We start from the raw sequence: 15,373 nt of genomic DNA, 5'->3' as shown, positions 1-15,373 counted from the left end.
TCCCTTAATTAATGGTGATGGCCGTGACCGTGCCCCCCTTGAGATTCCGGAGCCAGGCGGGGGAACTGAAATTTACAAACATCGCAATTCATCAAAACCGGTCCTTTTTGAATCGCCTCAAACCGTTCTTCCACAAGAGTCATGAGGGAAGGATCCCTCCCCAGGTAGTCTCCCATCAAAATTTCCACTCCGGGATTTGTTTCCCGATGGTCGTTGACGATTCCCTGAATCCGTTTAATCAAGACCCCCGTAAAGATAAAATAAGGGATCGCGATAATCCGTTCGGCGCCCAACTGAACGCACCGTTTGATCCCTCCGGGAAGGTCCGGCCGGGTAACCCCTATAAAACAGGTTTCCACCCATCCGTTACGATGCTGCTCCCAATAAAGACGGGAGACTTTATGCATATCGCCATTCGCGTCCGGATCCGAACTTCCCCGGCCGATCAGTAAAATTGCCGTTTTCTCTTTCGGTAAAGGGGATACCTTTTTTTCGACCTGTAAAACCCTTTTATGGACAATGTCCAGGAGGATGGGATGAATTCCCAAAGGCGCCCCGTAATGAAATTCCACATGGGGGAACCTGGCTCTCACTTCCTGAATGACCTCCGGAATCTCTGTCTTCGAATGGCCCGCGGCAAAGAAAAGCAGAGGCAAAACCCAAACCCTTTTAGGGACGGGGTCGCCGTAACTTTCAAGAACCGTTTTCATGTTGGGTTCCGCCAATTCCACAAAGGCGGCATCAATGGGCTGACCGGCCTTTTTTTTTCTGAGGTCGCTGACCAGGGTTAAAAATTCCTCATTGCTTTCCTGATCGCGGCTTCCATGTCCGATAAGGAGCCATCTATCTTTCTTCATTTATCCAGCCTTTCTTTCTCACCCCACCGGTTCCAGAAAATAAAATCCTCCAGAGGCAGTTTCTTTTCCCAACCCGCGGTTTCCAGCACAGGCTTTTCAGGAAACGATTCCACATATCCCAGGCAGAGGTAAGCAACGAGTTCAACGGGGTCCGGGATTCCCAAACAGGTTTTGACTTTCCCGGGGTTTAAAATACTGACCCAACCCATACCCACCCCTTCGGCTCTGGCTGCGAGCCAAAGATTTTGAATCGCGCAGCAGGTGGAAAACAGAGCGGTCTGCGGCATCGTCTGAGTACCCAACACAAAGGGCCCTTTCCTTGAAAAATCACAGGTCACGCCGATATTAACAGGGGATTCCTCAATCCCCTCCAATTTTAATCCCTGGTATAAGGCGGATTTTTCTCCAGAATAAACCTTTGAGGCCTCACGGTTGCATTCCAGAAAGCTGTTTTTCACTTGAGTTTTAAAACCGGCATCCTGGATGATGAGAAAATTCCACGGCTGCATTAACCCGACGGAACCTGCCTGATGTCCAGCGTCCAAAATGCGCATGAGGACTTCTTCCGGGAGAGGATCGGACAAAAAACGCCGAATATCACGCCGTTTATAAATCGCGTCATAAACACCCTGTTTTAATAAATCCGGAAAAGAATGGTCAATTTTCTGTTTCATCATCTTTTTTTAATTAAAGGCCAGCCAACGAAATGAAGCAAGCAATAAAAAAATAAAAAGGGTAGATACCGCCATCACGCCGATCGCCTTCAGGATGTCCTGATTTTTGATTCCCCGCTCCGCAAATCCGATGAAAGGAGCATGATCACAAATTCCGCTGTAATAGTGAGGGCCTCTTAACTGGACGCCGAGCAACCCGGCCATAGCCGCTTCAGGAAGGCCTGCGTTGGGGCTTTCATGTTTTCTCCCGTCTCTCAATAAAACACGGTAGCCCCTCAATACAGATCCTCCAAATAAAACCCCTGCCAGAGGCATCACTCCGGCGGTCAATCGAGCGGGCAAAAAATTCAAAAGGTCGTCCAGCCGGGCAGAAGCCCACCCCAAACGGGTATAAGGGGGCTCCCGGTATCCCACCATCGAATCGAGCGTGTTCACGGCCCGATAAGCCATTGCGGCAGGGCCGCCGCCCAGGAGGGCAAAAAAAAGCGGCGCCACAACCCCGTCTACCGTGTTCTCAGCGATACTTTCAACGGCCGCGCGGATGACCCCTTTTTCATCTAAGGGAGCCACATCCCGGCCTACCATCATTGAGACTTTGGATTTCGCCATTTCAAGTTTTTTTTCTTTTAAATGTCTGAAAACCCGCAATCCATGGGCGCCGAGATCTCTTGGCGCAAGGGAAAAATAAATCAAAATCACCTGAACACTCTCACGCCAAAAAGGGGCAAGCTTTTGGGAGAATATCACCAACCCTGAACAAAATCCATAGGTTCCTAATCCTATCGCTCCCGCCAGTAAAATACCGGCAAGCTTTTCATGCTTCGGGAAAACCGCCCTTAACCCTCTTTCGCTGAAGGCAATTAAAACCCCCAACCCTCTCACAGGATGGGGGAGCCATCGGGGATCTCCAAGACAAAGATCAAGAAGTAGCGCTAACCCTGCCCAATAAACGACCTTCATTGCATCATCCGATAGATCGCATCCATATCCACCCCTTTTCTGACCTCATTGGCCAGGCGCTGGATGACCTTTTCCGTGTCATAGTTTGCCTGTATCTTTTTCAGCGGGGGGAGACCCTTGTTTTCCCGAATCTGATCAATGAACCACCGCCGGAACTCATCGGAATCAAAAACACCGTGGAGATAAGTCCCCCATATTCGTCCGGTTTCATTGGACCAGCCAAGGGGATTTCCCTGAGTCATGCCTTCCTGAAGAAAACAGGGCCTTTCGCGGCAGACCGTTGTCCGGCCATGATGCATCTCAAACCCGCTCGCCCGGATTCCGCTGACGACATGCAAAAAGGCCCCTTTTTTCAATGTTTTTTCTTTTTCCAGAATAGTCCCGATTTTTAAAAAGCCCAGCCCGGAAACCGATGAAGGCGTATTCTCCACGCCAAAAGGATCGTCCAAAGTTTCTCCCAGCATTTGAAGGCCTCCACACAGGCCAACGACCAGGCCCCCCTTTGAAGCAAATAAAGTCACCTCCCGATCCAGGTGAGTCTCCTTTAGATAAGCCAAATCCTGGGCCACGTTTTTAGAGCCCGGAATGATCACGACATCGGGTAAAATCCCATTTAGCTTAAGTGAGTCTCCCCGCCGCACCACCTGAATTTCGACATCCGGCTCTGCATAAAAAGGATCAAAATCGGTAAAATTACTGATCTTGGGAAGATCGAGAATGGCAATCCGGCAAACAGGTTGACCGTTTACAAGATGTTGTTTTTTTAGAAGCGGGGTTTTGCCGGTTTTAAACGACACGGAATCTTCCTCAGGAAGGAGGAGTTCTTCCAGATAGGGAACGACTCCCAGAACAGGCTTCCCGGTAATTTGCTGAATCTTTGCCAGCCCCGGTTCTAAAATTAAACGGTCTCCCCTGAATTTATTTAAAATGAATCCTTTTATCCGGGAGGCTTGATGGGGCGGGAGAAGGGATAAGGTCCCGACAAAGCTCGCAAAAACGCCTCCCGCGTCAATATCGCCCGCCAGCAGAACCGGCGCATCGGCCATCTCCGCCGCCGACATATTCACAATATCGTTTTCCATTAAATTAATTTCAGCCGGGCTTCCGGCCCCTTCCAGCACAATGACATCATGCTCAAATGACAATGACTGATAAGCCGAACGAATGGTCGGCCATAACTGTGGTTTAAGAGCCGTATAGTCCGCCCAGCTTAAGATCTCCCTGGCTTTTCCCATGACAACCACCTGAGACCCTGAAACCGTTGTCGGCTTGATTAAAACAGGATTCATCCGAACGTCCGGTTCAATCCGGCACGCCTGGGCCTGAAGGGCCTGGGCACGGCTCATCTCAAAACCGTCCGACGTCACATAGGCATTGAGGGCCATATTCTGGACTTTAAATGGAGCCACGGAAAAACCGTCTTCCAAAAAAATACGGCAAAGGGCGGTCGTTAAGATGCTCTTTCCAACGTTTGATCCGGTCCCCTGAATCATCAAAGTCTTTGTTTTCTTCAAAGGCATTTTAAAATTATTCTTTCTTCACCATCTCTTTTAGAACATCCCGTGTACCAGCCTTTGTATGTTCCAGACAGCGACCTCTTCGAAGTTTGGTCACCCTTCCTTAAGATCCGTAAAAATAGGCGGTAAACTTCGGAGCCGGAGCAGGTTGGAATATACAAGGGCTGGGCAACTTTACCAGGGCGATTTTTTTCAATTGTTAAAAAATCGTTCATAAACATTCCATAAAATCAGCGTCACCGTTTCGACGACTTCACCTGTCCCTCCAACGGTATCTCCCGTCACTCCTCCTAAACGACTTTTAAAATAACGCCCCGCCATCCAGGTTAAACTCAGGGTAATGCCTGCCAAAACCGCGCCCCACCAGGAAGCGATTAAAATTGCCGCGACCCCTGTGAATAAAGTTGCCCAAATCCAGTTGGACGGTTTGGCATGGGAAACAAAAGCAGACCCCAGCCCCCCTTCAGGGCGGGCATAAGGAAAATAAACAAGAAGGGTTACAAAAACCCACCGGCCAAGAAGCGGCATCATCCATAATGCCTTGATCGCCTCCCTGGGGGGCAAAGAAAAAAGAGCGGACACTTTAAAACCAAGGGCAAAAATCAAACCCAACGCGCCAAAAGTGCCGATCGTACTTTCTTTCATGATTTTTAACGATATTTCCCGGGTCCTCCCCTGAAGTCCATCCAGGGTGTCAGCCAGACCATCCATGTGAAGTCCGCGCGTGGCTATCGTGAGAAGAAAAATGACAGAAAGGGCAACCAGCGCCTGAGGCAATGCCTGGCTTAACCCTAAATAGGCCGCCCCTGCCATTAACCCGAGGGCAAGCCCTACCCATGGGAAAGCCGTCAACGAACGGCCTAAATCCTCAGCGGAAACGGTCTCCTTTCCCGCGAAAGGAAACGGAATAATGGTCAGGAAATTCCAGGCGGCGGCAAATTGATGAATCATCAACCTTCCTTGTCGGAAACACCGGCTTCGTCAAAGGTTGCCATCTCAGATAAAACCTTTACCCCGGCTTCGACCAGCCCCATGCCAAGAACCGCGCCGGTCCCTTCCCCCAACCTGAGATTTAAGTTCAAAAGAGGAACAAGCCCCAGCCAATCAAGAATCAAACGATGTCCCGGCTCGACCGATTGATGTGAAGCCGACAAATACTCCTTAACCAGAGGGTTTAAACTCACGGCGATCAACGCCGCGGCGCCGGAGATGAATCCATCCAAAACAACCGGAATACGGTTCCTGGCCGCTCCCAGAATCAATCCCACAAGACCGGCAATCTCCAGTCCCCCCACTTTGGCCAAAACATCCAGCGGGTCTTTTTGTTGAGGCAGGTTTTGTTGAAGGGCCTTCTCAATCACCTTGATTTTATGGTTGAGTTGGGTATCATTTACTCCGGTTCCCCGGCCTGTGACTCCGGCCACCGGATGGGAGGTTATGACGGCGGTTATCGCACTGCTTGCCGTGGTATTGGCAATCCCCATTTCCCCCGTTGCCAGAAGATCGATCCCTTTGCGGGCCAGCTCCTCCGACAGGAGTATCCCTTCTCTAATGGCAGATAACATTTCGGAGGGGCTCATCGCCGGACCCTTTGACATATTCGCGGTTCCGTGTTTTACCTTGGATTGCCGGAGCCCCGCCGCCGGTTCAAAATCATGAGCCACGCCGATATCGACCACGATCACTTCGGCATTGACATGTCTCGACAGAACATTAATCCCGGCGCCGCCGCGCAAAAAATTATAAACCATCTGCGCGGTCACCTCCCTGGGAAACGCGCTCACCCCTTCATCCGCAATTCCGTGGTCCGCCGCAAAAACGACAACCGCTTTTTTGTCCAGAGTCGGTTTGATTTCACCCCGGCTCATTCCATACCACACCGCCAGCTCCTCCAGCCTCCCTAAACTTTCCGGCGGTTTGGTGAGCCGATCAAGCCGTCTCTGAATTCTTTCTCCGACGGACTGATCCGGTTTTTGAATCTCCTGAAGCGTTTTCCGCAAAAAATCCATGATTTCTCCTATTTTATTCAGGGGCCCGTGCGATGCTTCGCGTTCTCCGATGCCCCCGAACCCCGCGTTGCGCACTGGCAGAGCCAGATGCTTCACTTGATTTTCAAAGGGATCCCCGCGGTCACCAGATATACCTCATCGACCATCCTGGCCGCCGCTTGATTTAACTCTCCCTGCAAATCTCTAAAACGCCTTCCTAAAGGCGTCGGAGGGACAATCCCCATCCCGATCTCATTCGTTACCAGAATAATCGGGGTGACGGTCTGTTGAACCGCCTCTAATAACCTGAAAATTTCCTCCCTGACTTTCGTATCCTGGTCCTCTTTTAAAACCCAGTTAGAAAGCCACAGGGTTAGACAATCAACCAAAATGACCTTGTAAGGCTCGCTTATTTCTTTTATCCGGTCAGCCAGATTGAAAAACTCTTCCACTGTTTTCCAGGACGCATTGCGGCTTTGCTGGTGCAAGGCGATCCGACCTTTCATTTCTGAATCAAAGGGCTGACAGGTCGCCACAAAAACTTTTTTACCAGGAAATTTTTCACCCTGTTCAAAGGCAAAACGGCTCTTTCCAGAGCGCGTCCCCCCTAAAACCAAAGTTTTTGATCCGTCCATACTTTATACTTGGGGGCCCGTACGATGCGGCAGCTTCTCCGATGCCCCCAAACCCCGTGTTCTCACAGGCAAAGCCTGATGATCACTTGATACTGGAACCGCTTGACTTTTATCCAGAAACTCAATGCCTCCTCCCCGAAGCCGAAGACAATGCATCGGGAGAGAGCGTCCCAAAAGGGTCTTTATTTTCAGTTCCAACAATTGAAAATCAAACGTCCCGGGATTAAACAACATTCCAATCATGGAGCCGCTGTGAGCAATGTTGACACCGACGCCCCCTGCCTCCAGGGTCAACTTTAAAATTCTCTCAAGGTCGGGTTTCCGAAGAATATTTTGATGGGACAAAGCGCTTAACGTCGCACCTTCTCCAATTTTCCGAGTCGACCCTTCCTTGACCCCCTCCTCAATCAGTTGAAACGATTTTAAAACGGTTCTGGCCTGCGCCCGGGCAATTTTTTTCTGGTCCTTCTGATTAAAAGAAATCGTATCGATTTTTTCTTCAAATTCCAGGGCAACGATTTCCATCGGCGGAGGTGAGCCAAAGGAACGCCGGAGACTCCCCTGATAATGATCGAACAGGGTAATTCCTTCAAACATAATCCCGTCAGTGGGTTCAACAGACAAGAACAGCTTTACCCACTTTTCTCTTTCTAAAGAATATCCTGCCGCCCATTGATGCAGAGCAAGCGCGGCTGTCATATCCGCCGTACTGCTGGCCATCCCTTTTCCCACAGGCAATTCCGAAAACAGGGTAAACGGCAATCTCCCGGATCGCGGCATGGAACCTTCCCGCTTTCCACTTTTTTTTCCAAAGCCGCCAACCAGGTGAAGCAGCCGCTTTACTTTCTCCCCAACCGGATATTGAACACCCTGAAATGTTCCGATCCCTCCCCAGGTATAACGGTTAACGGGACAGGTAATATGGAGACGGACTCCATCAATGCTTCCCTGGGCCAGCTCTCCACAGCTCCCGGGCACGCGCAGGAGGGTTTTCATTTTATTTTCTGCCTCAAAACAGCGAAAAGCCGGTGGTGGTCTTCCTCTTTTTTGACCGCAATTCTAAAAAAATCAGGTCCCAGGCCCCTCCATTGATGACAGCTTCGAATTAAAATTTTTTCCTTTAAAAGATCCCTTTTTAACGCTTCGGCTTTCAGTTCCCCGACCAAACGAATTAAAAAATAGTTGGCCTCGGAAGTAAAAGGCTCCAGCTCTTTAAACTGATTTAAGAGATGAAATAAACCCGCTTTCGACTTTTCGACGAAAATCCGGGTTTCATCGAGGAACGATTTCTCGTCCAGAAGGGCTTCTCCGACCTTTTGGGCAGGTGTATTGACCGTCCAGGGCTCTTTGAAATGCTCCAATTTTTGAATTAACGCCTCACTGGCAAAAGCAAAACCAAGCCGCAGACCCGGAATATTAAATATTTTGGTTAAAGATTTAAGAACGATGACATTTTTTTCAAGTGGAAAATTTAAAAGAGAGGCGGCCGGGGCGTTCACAAAATCGATATAGGCTTCGTCCACAACGAATAAAAACGAAGGATGCCGTTGAATCAGCCACCGGACCTGCTCCGCTGAAAAACAGACCCCGGTTGGATTATTGGGATTACAAAGAAAAACTAATTTCACCTTTCCCCGGTGTTCTAATAAAATCGAGTGGAAATCGTGAATCGATGGCCGGAGGTTTGAACCTCCGAAATGAACCTGACAACCCGCTAATTTCGCCGACGTTTCATAATCGGAATAAGTGGGAGAGAAAATTAAAACGGAGCTGACCGGAAAAACGCGGGGAATCAGGAAAATAAATTCGGTAGTCCCGTTGCCGGCAAGAATTTCCGTCGAAGACAACGCATAATGAGCCGATGCCTTTCGCAGAAGAGTCCGGCTTTGAGAATCAGGATAGGCGCCGACCTCCTTAAAAGAGTTTTCAAAGGCCTTCAACGCCGAGGGAGGGATTCCAAGCGGATTCACATTGGTGCTGAAATCAATAACCTCTTCGGAACACCAGCCGTATTTTTCCTGAACTTCCGACAGGTTTCCCCCATGACCGCTATACATCTTTTCTATTCCCTATTAGCAATCCGAGGATACTCAGTTCTGGCCGTCAAGAAGAGGTCATATACAAGGCGGAGCAAAAACCCACACCGGAGCGTACACAGTTAGTACGTGAGGATGCGGGCTTGCAGCGACAACGCAGTAGATGGCCCCTTATTGACGGATCAGAACAAAAAAAATCCCCAATACAAATAAATGTATTGAGGATTGCACCCTGATTTCTTCAGCCTCAAGTTTCAAAACAGCCTTGACCCTGTTTACCCCGGGGCGATCTGTTTTCTCTTCAGGCAGGTCTTCTGACTCTTAGTTCGATAAGATTTGGGAGCCTGCTCACTCATTCGCAATACCCCCAAACCCCGGCTCTCGCACAGGCAAAGCCTGATGCTCAAACCCACCTACTCCCCGTCGTCTTCCCCCCTGAAAAACCAGAAAGTGACATGGTGACGGGTTTCGTCCCTAATTACAGCGGCGGGACCGTCCCGGAATTACACCGGGTTCTCTATTATATCCTTAAGGATACCTGAAGCTATGAAGAATGAATCATACGGGAGGCTGTCGGCTCATGTCAATAGTGAAAAACTTCTTGCCCAACCCCAGTTTCCTGCTTAACTTCCCAATGAACCCGTCCTGCCAGGTGAGACAGTAATATTATCATTAATTCTCGACACATTTGTCCTCGAATACGGCAAAAGAAAGCGAGCCGATGATCTTGACCCCCTCGAATCCGAAAACATTGTGTATCTTAAAAAAAGCTCATTTAATCGTCAAAATCAAGGTTTGAACTAACTGTATCCCCAAACTCAAGTCCACAGTATAGGTTCCGGGGTTGAGGAAAATATGATTGACGTTAACCGTTCCTCCATCTCTTGGACAAGAGCGAAAATCCGATGTCCCGTCGCCAAAATTAAGAGTGTAATTTCCACAGTTATTATCGTAGTAAGAAAACGAGATCCCTCCGAGGACCCCGTTTGTGGGTGTCCCCTGCAAATTGTAGGAGATGTTGTTATTTAAGAGGATATTTGGAACAGGGGTCAATACATGGGCTTCCACCAGGTTACTGTCCCGGTTTCCTCCCTGATCCCGCGCCCGGACGATGATGTAGTAGTTTGTTCCCTGGATCAATCCGGAAACGGTATAGCTGGTGGCGCCTGCTGGAGAGGTGGCCGTCACATTAAAGGGAGCTCCCGAGATTGTGGAAAGGGAGATATCATAAAGAATATTGCCTGACCCGGTCATATTATCTGTTGCCGGATTCCAGGCGAGAGCAACGGTCGTCGGCGAGGACGGAACCGCAACGGTTAGACCGGAAAAAATCGGCGGGGTCAGGTCTCCAGGGCCAAGAGGGTTGAGGGTGATCGACAAATGAAGAGTCGATCCCGCGACGAGTTGCGCCACGGTCGCACTGCCGGTGTGGGTCACATTTCCACCGGCATCCCTGGCAGTCGCATTAACGACCCGTTTCACCCCTGCGGGAACATTGATCGCCAGATTCGTTCCATTCAGCGGCAAAAGGGTGGTAATGGCCGCCATATCGGGCGCACTGATCGTTAAAGTAATCGATGCGACATTGGCCAGATCGGCGGGAGTTCCGGTAATCGAAGGGCTCGACAGGGTCGTTCCTATTCCAATCAGAAGGGTGGCCTGATTCCCTTCTCTTGTCCCTGATCCCTGATTGCCGCATGAAGAGACGAACAGAAAGGTCAGAATTACCCCTATCATGTTTAAACAGTTTAGTCGTTTCATTTCATTTCTCAAAGGTCTGGGCGATATTCCCGGAAAGGACCCTCCCTTTTAATACCTCCTGGATAAGGGTAGCGGAGAGACTCCCTTTTTTTAAATTCACCTCCGTCGGGACCTGACTCTGTTCGATATAAGCCTCGACATTCAGCCCCTGGAAATCAAACGTGGCCGGCAGACTGACGAGATCGGGATTAGAACGAACGCTCCCATTTCCTGATAATTGAGCGAGGGTGGCGTCCGGCTGGTAGGAGTTGACGCCGATTTCAAGTTTCCCCATTTGCAGGGCAACGGGCAACCCATTCAGGGTGGCGACATTCGCGGGAAGGTGAAAGTTCCCGCTCTCACTTGCGTCCGTAACCGTTCCTGTTTGATCAAATCCAATCACGATCCAATGTAAAATAAGTCCTGGGAGATTCCACGGTTGTCCCTCCGTAATCAGCGGACTGTCGGCCCTTATCGAAGTAGCCCTGAAAAGAGAACCGTTATATTCCACGGCTGAGGCGGGGGCATTTTTCATTAAAAACAATTTCCCCATATCCGTCAACAAGGTTCCCTCATCCAGATAGACCCGTACTTCGTAATGATCGAATTTGCCGGGAGAGTTCCAGGCCAAAACCTGAGCCGGTGGAAGCAGAATCCCGCCGGTCGGCGTCAGGAGCTCAATTGACGATGGCGGAAGAAAAATGATCTGACGGGTTCCGCTGGCGGCCACCATTTGCCCCTTCTTGTCCAGCCCCTTGACCTGCCAGAGAAGCGGGCGGTTCATCGGCAATCTTTCGGCTAAAAGGGGAGGTAGGGTATACGTTGTCGCCGGCAATCGCGCTGAAACCAGAGGGTGAGTTAAATCTTCAGGATCATAAAAACTGATCTGATAAGAAACCGGTGGGCTTTTTGTTAAAACAACCGGCTCCTTCCATGTAAAAGATAAAGAAGAAAGGGTGGATTTCCCCGGGATAACCAGGCTGTCACTCCGGGGACGGTCCAATCTGGCGGCCTCTACCGGGTGTATCAAAATCAACGGGACGGCATGGATTCCAGGGGAGACGTCCACCGCATACCGTATTACCGGAACCTTAAATGCCACTGAAGGCGTAAAAAACTTCACCGATACGTCATGGAATCCAGGTTCAAAAGATGGCAAGGGGGGAAGATCGGTCATTTTTAAAACAATGCTGTCGCCGAACGTTAAGGTTGTGTTGAACGTTTGAAGCGGTTTCCCATCGACAAGCCACTGTCCGACTAACGGACCGTTTCCGGAATAAAGGATATCGGCCTGGACACCAAGCTTTCCGTTCAACCCTATGGCCGCCCGGGGAAGACCATTATCAAATGTCAGGGCAACCCGCTTTAAAGAGAGTATCCCGCCTGGAGTCGCCTTGGGTGTCAGGTCGACATCAAGGGTAATGGGAGAAACTGCAAATCCAGGACGCAGACCAACAAACAGAAGCATGAACAATCCTGCGTAAAAAAAGATTAAAATTCGAATGATGGTCAAACCTTGCCGGTTCATTTTATTTGAGTTTTTCCTTCTGAATTTTCGTCTGCCGTCACCATGAAAATAAGGGTCGGTATCGTCAAACTCGAAACCGGCTGTTCAATCCGAAGCGTCAGGCGATGCTGGCCAGGCTCGAATGTCGGCAACCGGGTCGGCGGCGCCATATCGACCGTAAGCGTATTTCCAAAGGTCACTGTTGTCGAAACAGCTTCGACGACCCGGTCGTCCACCAGCCAACTGGCCCGAAACAGCCCGTTCCCATTAAACTGAATGATCGCCTGGGTAGAAAGTTTGCCGTTGCGGGGGACGATAGTCTCGGCCTGCCCATTCGAAAACCGGAGTTCCACACGCCGGATCGTAAGGGGACCGGTTGTGCTTCCGCCCGAAAAATGGACCGTTTCCGATTGAACCGGAATCGGAGCCAGGGGCGAACACCCCGTCCCTCCAACAACACCTAAAATTAAAATCCAGACCGCCCATTGATTTATTTTCATATCGAGGTTCCTTAAAAGTGGACCTCCCCTTCCAGCGGTGAGAAAACTTGTATACCCAGCATCACGGTCTGATCCCATCTATTTTGAGAGGAGTCGAGATGGTCTGCATAATGGTCTCCGCTATAACTCAAGGTCAAACCGGAATGCTGGCGCGGAAAGAGAGATTTAAGACGGGGTGAAATGTCCCAGACCATCCGGAGAATGGCTGTACGCTCGACATTATCGGCCAGATTGTCGCTGATATCGTTCTTGGTCCAGGTCATCTGCCCGGCAAGAGAAAGGGGCGCGATGATATGCCAATTCAAGGTTAATGTCCCCGCCGTTGTTTTTTGAAACATTCCGTTGTAATCGATATTGGAATAGGAAAAGGTCGGTTCTAAACTGAGTTTGTCCAGCCACTTCAGACTCCCGGAAAGGGCCGCGTTCCGGGTATTGGCGTCTCCATTCAGAGGGTCTGCAATCCAGGAATCGCTTAAGACGAGATTACTCGACCACCCTTCACCCCCGTACGATAGAGCGGCCGTTCCCGATTGATTCAAAATATCAGTCTCTGGGTCGCCTGCCGGCTCGGACTGACTTTTGACCCGGCCATAAAGATAAGAGAGTGAAAGGGCCGGCCAGTTCTGTTGAATCAGCGAATAGGTCAAGCCGGTATTGTTGTTATAAACAACCGGCCGTGCCGGATCATTATCGAGATTATCCCGGGATCGGGACAATGACGCGGAAAGGAAAGAGGTTCCGAACCCTGCCCCCCCGCTCAGGGCGTACTGTTCACGGTCATAAGTCGCTCCGGAATTGGCAATACTGGCAAACCTGGCCCCCGTGCGCTGGTAATTCGCCCTCAGATTCACCCCTCCCACGGTTTTGTCCAATTGAAGTCTCCCCGCCAGGTCCCGTCGGGTCCCCTCATTACTCAAGGTATTTGGGTTATTTGCGCTGGCGGCAATCTCGGCGTTATAACCGATGCCGGCATATCGGCCCGATCCCAGGACCCCCCCAACACTTCCCCTGCTGGGGGCGGCGATACTGGCGACATTAGGGCTGGAATCGCTTAAGATCTCACCGTCCAACGCCACGGCGGCGATTCTCAACGGTTGATCATTTTGACCGGCAAGATGATAGGTCACCCCGGCGCCCCGTATCTGATTTTCCGAACTCAACCCGGAATTCCACCCCGTCACCGTGCGGCTGCTTGCCTGAATCACCTGTAAACCGGCATTCTCCCCCTGCATTTCGGCGGAAACGCCCCGACGCGATAGCGGCAATGCGGTCAACGGCGTTCCTGAAAAAACCACGTCACCGAACGCAAGCCTGTTTTTATCATGTTTGACCTGAAATAATAACCCAAACGGCGTCAATTCGTTGGTCGGAGACGTATTCGAATATCCCATATTACTCTCGAAACTGACTTCCGTTTCACCGCTTTTTGCGCCGACGTTAAGAGCAAGATTTCCGTTTGCCGCGATATCCTGATCCTGGGTTTTTTTCCCAAAAACCTGATTGCCTGTTAATGAAAAAGAGCTTTTTGAATAAAGGGTCTCCTTTTCGCCCTCCAAAAGTTCCTCTCCTACCGAAAGGACCCAATCGGCCCGGGCAGAGCTCGCCATTCCGGTTGCCAAGACCTCCAGATGGTGCTTTCCCGCGGCAAATGGATCGGAAGGCTGGTAACGCCACTGCGCCCCTTCATGTTTAACCATCGCGGAGACATCGACTCCATCGACCAGAATAATCAGCGGTCCGGTGTAATTTCCTGTGTCAATGACAATTGAACTCTCGGCTTGAGTCTGCATCGGGAGAGGTTCAATTAATCGGATGTCGCCATTCATGAGGGGGAGCTCTGTTGAGCCGAGAACGGAGGAGACCCGGAGGACTAGAATGAACAGAACCACGAAAACCGATAAGAATTGGAAAAATTTGTTCATTTTCTAAGAAAACCCTTCATTTCTAGATTTGGGGATAAAGATATCAAACCGGAGGGGACAGATGGGGGACAGATTCCGAATAAAATTAAAAAAATAGACTAAAGAGGGCTTAAAAGAGATTTTATGAATAAAATAAAGGGGTTATAAACTTTTGTGGTTCCGGTAGAACGTTGCGATCAGGTTAGATAAAAGAGGGAACAGGTCTTTCTCATGACGGGAGCTTATCGAATTTTTTGGTGTTACGGACCTGATAAACGGGAGATTACCATTCTTGCCGTGACACCCCACCCCTGAAAAGGATGTTTTTTTAAAGTTGCTTACCTTATTCTTATACTGTCTTTATACAGCGTTACGAGTTTTCCACTAAAATAGTCTGGCTGATACTTTGAAAAGAATTTGAGGACTAAACCGACTTCTTCAGACGCGGTAAGATTGCCAGAACGAATATAGATGATTCCCTTTGTTTTGGTAGAATCAAACCGTAGAGAATTTGTGAAATGGTAATCTCTTGTAATAAACAGAGCCTCTTCTTTCAAAACAATTTTGAAAACTTCATTATCAAGTAAACCTGAAGTAGAAGGTTCTGCGATCGCGATGACCGTGTGTCCTGAATTTCTTAGAATTTTTACAAGACTATAACTCACACTTTCATCAATGATTATTTTCACCCAGAAACAACCTTTTCCGTCGCCAGGAAGGTTGCATACTCAAGGCAGGCCAGGAGATCTTCTCGGGTAAGTCTGGGAAATTCCTGAAGCACCACTTCATAAGCCTCCCCTGCTGCCAAATGACTGAGGATAATGTGGACGGGTATTCGCGTTCCCTTTACACAAGGTTCTCCACCACAGATATTGGGGTCTGAGACTATCCGGGAATTCAAAATCGTTTTCCTCCTAATTAGTGTCTGAACGAAAACCCTATATTTTTTACGGATGATTCGCGTTGCCCCTGCCGAAAAAATCGCTTCAACGGAAAAACATCGTCAATACGATTGTTGCCCGCATATTTATTTCCTGCTTCCTCGTATTCTTGCAGAA

At 49.6% G+C, this 15,373-nt stretch carries 15 protein-coding genes and 1 riboswitch; all 15 genes read right to left on the bottom strand.

Annotation, left to right across the window (positions count from 1 at the left end; genetic code table 11):
* Nucleotides 1–8 precede the first annotated feature (8 nt).
* The 15 genes from HYR79_04785 to HYR79_04715 all read right to left on the bottom strand — a co-directional run bounded on the left by HYR79_04785 (nucleotide 9) and on the right by HYR79_04715 (nucleotide 15,216).
* Entirely contained in the window at nucleotides 9–857 is an 849-nt protein-coding gene (locus tag HYR79_04785; protein MBI1821007.1) for a sirohydrochlorin chelatase, read from the bottom strand.
* Nucleotides 854–1,531, bottom strand: a complete 678-nt coding sequence (gene bluB, locus HYR79_04780) for a 5,6-dimethylbenzimidazole synthase (GenBank protein MBI1821006.1) — start codon at nucleotides 1,529–1,531, stop codon at nucleotides 854–856. The genes HYR79_04785 and bluB overlap by 4 nt, the downstream gene beginning before the upstream one ends.
* Nucleotides 1,532–1,540: 9 nt before the next feature.
* A complete protein-coding gene (gene cobD, locus HYR79_04775; GenBank protein MBI1821005.1) occupies nucleotides 1,541–2,491 on the bottom strand; it encodes a cobalamin biosynthesis protein CobD in 951 nt (316 codons plus the stop codon).
* Nucleotides 2,488–4,011 carry a cobyric acid synthase gene (locus HYR79_04770; protein ID MBI1821004.1) on the bottom strand — a complete coding sequence of 508 codons (1,524 nt, stop codon included), beginning with the start codon at nucleotides 4,009–4,011 and terminating at the stop codon, nucleotides 2,488–2,490. The genes cobD and HYR79_04770 overlap by 4 nt, the downstream gene beginning before the upstream one ends.
* A 189-nt stretch (nucleotides 4,012–4,200) precedes the next feature.
* Nucleotides 4,201–4,959 carry an adenosylcobinamide-GDP ribazoletransferase gene (cobS, locus tag HYR79_04765; protein ID MBI1821003.1) on the bottom strand — a complete coding sequence of 253 codons (759 nt, stop codon included), beginning with the start codon at nucleotides 4,957–4,959 and terminating at the stop codon, nucleotides 4,201–4,203.
* Nucleotides 4,959–6,017 carry a nicotinate-nucleotide--dimethylbenzimidazole phosphoribosyltransferase gene (cobT, locus tag HYR79_04760; GenBank protein MBI1821002.1) on the bottom strand — a complete coding sequence of 353 codons (1,059 nt, stop codon included), beginning with the start codon at nucleotides 6,015–6,017 and terminating at the stop codon, nucleotides 4,959–4,961. Before cobT ends, cobS begins: the two co-directional genes overlap by 1 nt.
* A gap of 92 nt (nucleotides 6,018–6,109) precedes the next feature.
* On the bottom strand, nucleotides 6,110–6,631 hold the full coding sequence (cobU, locus tag HYR79_04755; GenBank protein MBI1821001.1) for a bifunctional adenosylcobinamide kinase/adenosylcobinamide-phosphate guanylyltransferase: 522 nt from the start codon (nucleotides 6,629–6,631) through the stop codon (nucleotides 6,110–6,112).
* Between the two features lie 3 nt (nucleotides 6,632–6,634).
* Nucleotides 6,635–7,627 carry a GHMP kinase gene (locus HYR79_04750; protein MBI1821000.1) on the bottom strand — a complete coding sequence of 331 codons (993 nt, stop codon included), beginning with the start codon at nucleotides 7,625–7,627 and terminating at the stop codon, nucleotides 6,635–6,637.
* Nucleotides 7,624–8,688, bottom strand: coding sequence for a threonine-phosphate decarboxylase (locus HYR79_04745; protein ID MBI1820999.1), 1,065 nt, complete (start codon nucleotides 8,686–8,688; stop codon nucleotides 7,624–7,626). The genes HYR79_04750 and HYR79_04745 overlap by 4 nt, the downstream gene beginning before the upstream one ends.
* A gap of 265 nt (nucleotides 8,689–8,953) precedes the next feature.
* Nucleotides 8,954–9,224: riboswitch (cobalamin riboswitch) on the bottom strand.
* Between the two features lie 214 nt (nucleotides 9,225–9,438).
* Nucleotides 9,439–10,428: a fibronectin type III domain-containing protein gene (locus HYR79_04740; protein MBI1820998.1), complete on the bottom strand. Its 990-nt coding sequence runs from the start codon at nucleotides 10,426–10,428 to the stop codon at nucleotides 9,439–9,441.
* A gap of 1 nt (nucleotide 10,429) precedes the next feature.
* Nucleotides 10,430–11,935 (bottom strand): hypothetical protein, encoded by a 1,506-nt coding sequence (locus HYR79_04735; protein MBI1820997.1) that lies wholly within the window; start codon nucleotides 11,933–11,935, stop codon nucleotides 10,430–10,432.
* Nucleotides 11,932–12,414 carry a hypothetical protein gene (locus tag HYR79_04730; GenBank protein MBI1820996.1) on the bottom strand — a complete coding sequence of 161 codons (483 nt, stop codon included), beginning with the start codon at nucleotides 12,412–12,414 and terminating at the stop codon, nucleotides 11,932–11,934. The genes HYR79_04735 and HYR79_04730 overlap by 4 nt, the downstream gene beginning before the upstream one ends.
* A gap of 11 nt (nucleotides 12,415–12,425) precedes the next feature.
* On the bottom strand, nucleotides 12,426–14,336 hold the full coding sequence (locus HYR79_04725; protein ID MBI1820995.1) for a hypothetical protein: 1,911 nt from the start codon (nucleotides 14,334–14,336) through the stop codon (nucleotides 12,426–12,428).
* A gap of 317 nt (nucleotides 14,337–14,653) precedes the next feature.
* Entirely contained in the window at nucleotides 14,654–15,004 is a 351-nt protein-coding gene (locus tag HYR79_04720) for a DUF5615 family PIN-like protein (protein MBI1820994.1), read from the bottom strand.
* Nucleotides 15,001–15,216: a DUF433 domain-containing protein gene (locus tag HYR79_04715; protein MBI1820993.1), complete on the bottom strand. Its 216-nt coding sequence runs from the start codon at nucleotides 15,214–15,216 to the stop codon at nucleotides 15,001–15,003. The genes HYR79_04720 and HYR79_04715 overlap by 4 nt, the downstream gene beginning before the upstream one ends.
* Nucleotides 15,217–15,373: the final 157 nt, after the last annotated feature.

The organism is Nitrospirota bacterium, from assembly GCA_016178585.1.
Classification (GTDB): Bacteria; Nitrospirota; Nitrospiria; order JACQBW01; family JACQBW01; genus JACOTA01.
The sequence above is the reverse complement of the archived record's forward strand: the minus strand, read 5'-3'. Positions and strand labels throughout refer to the sequence as shown.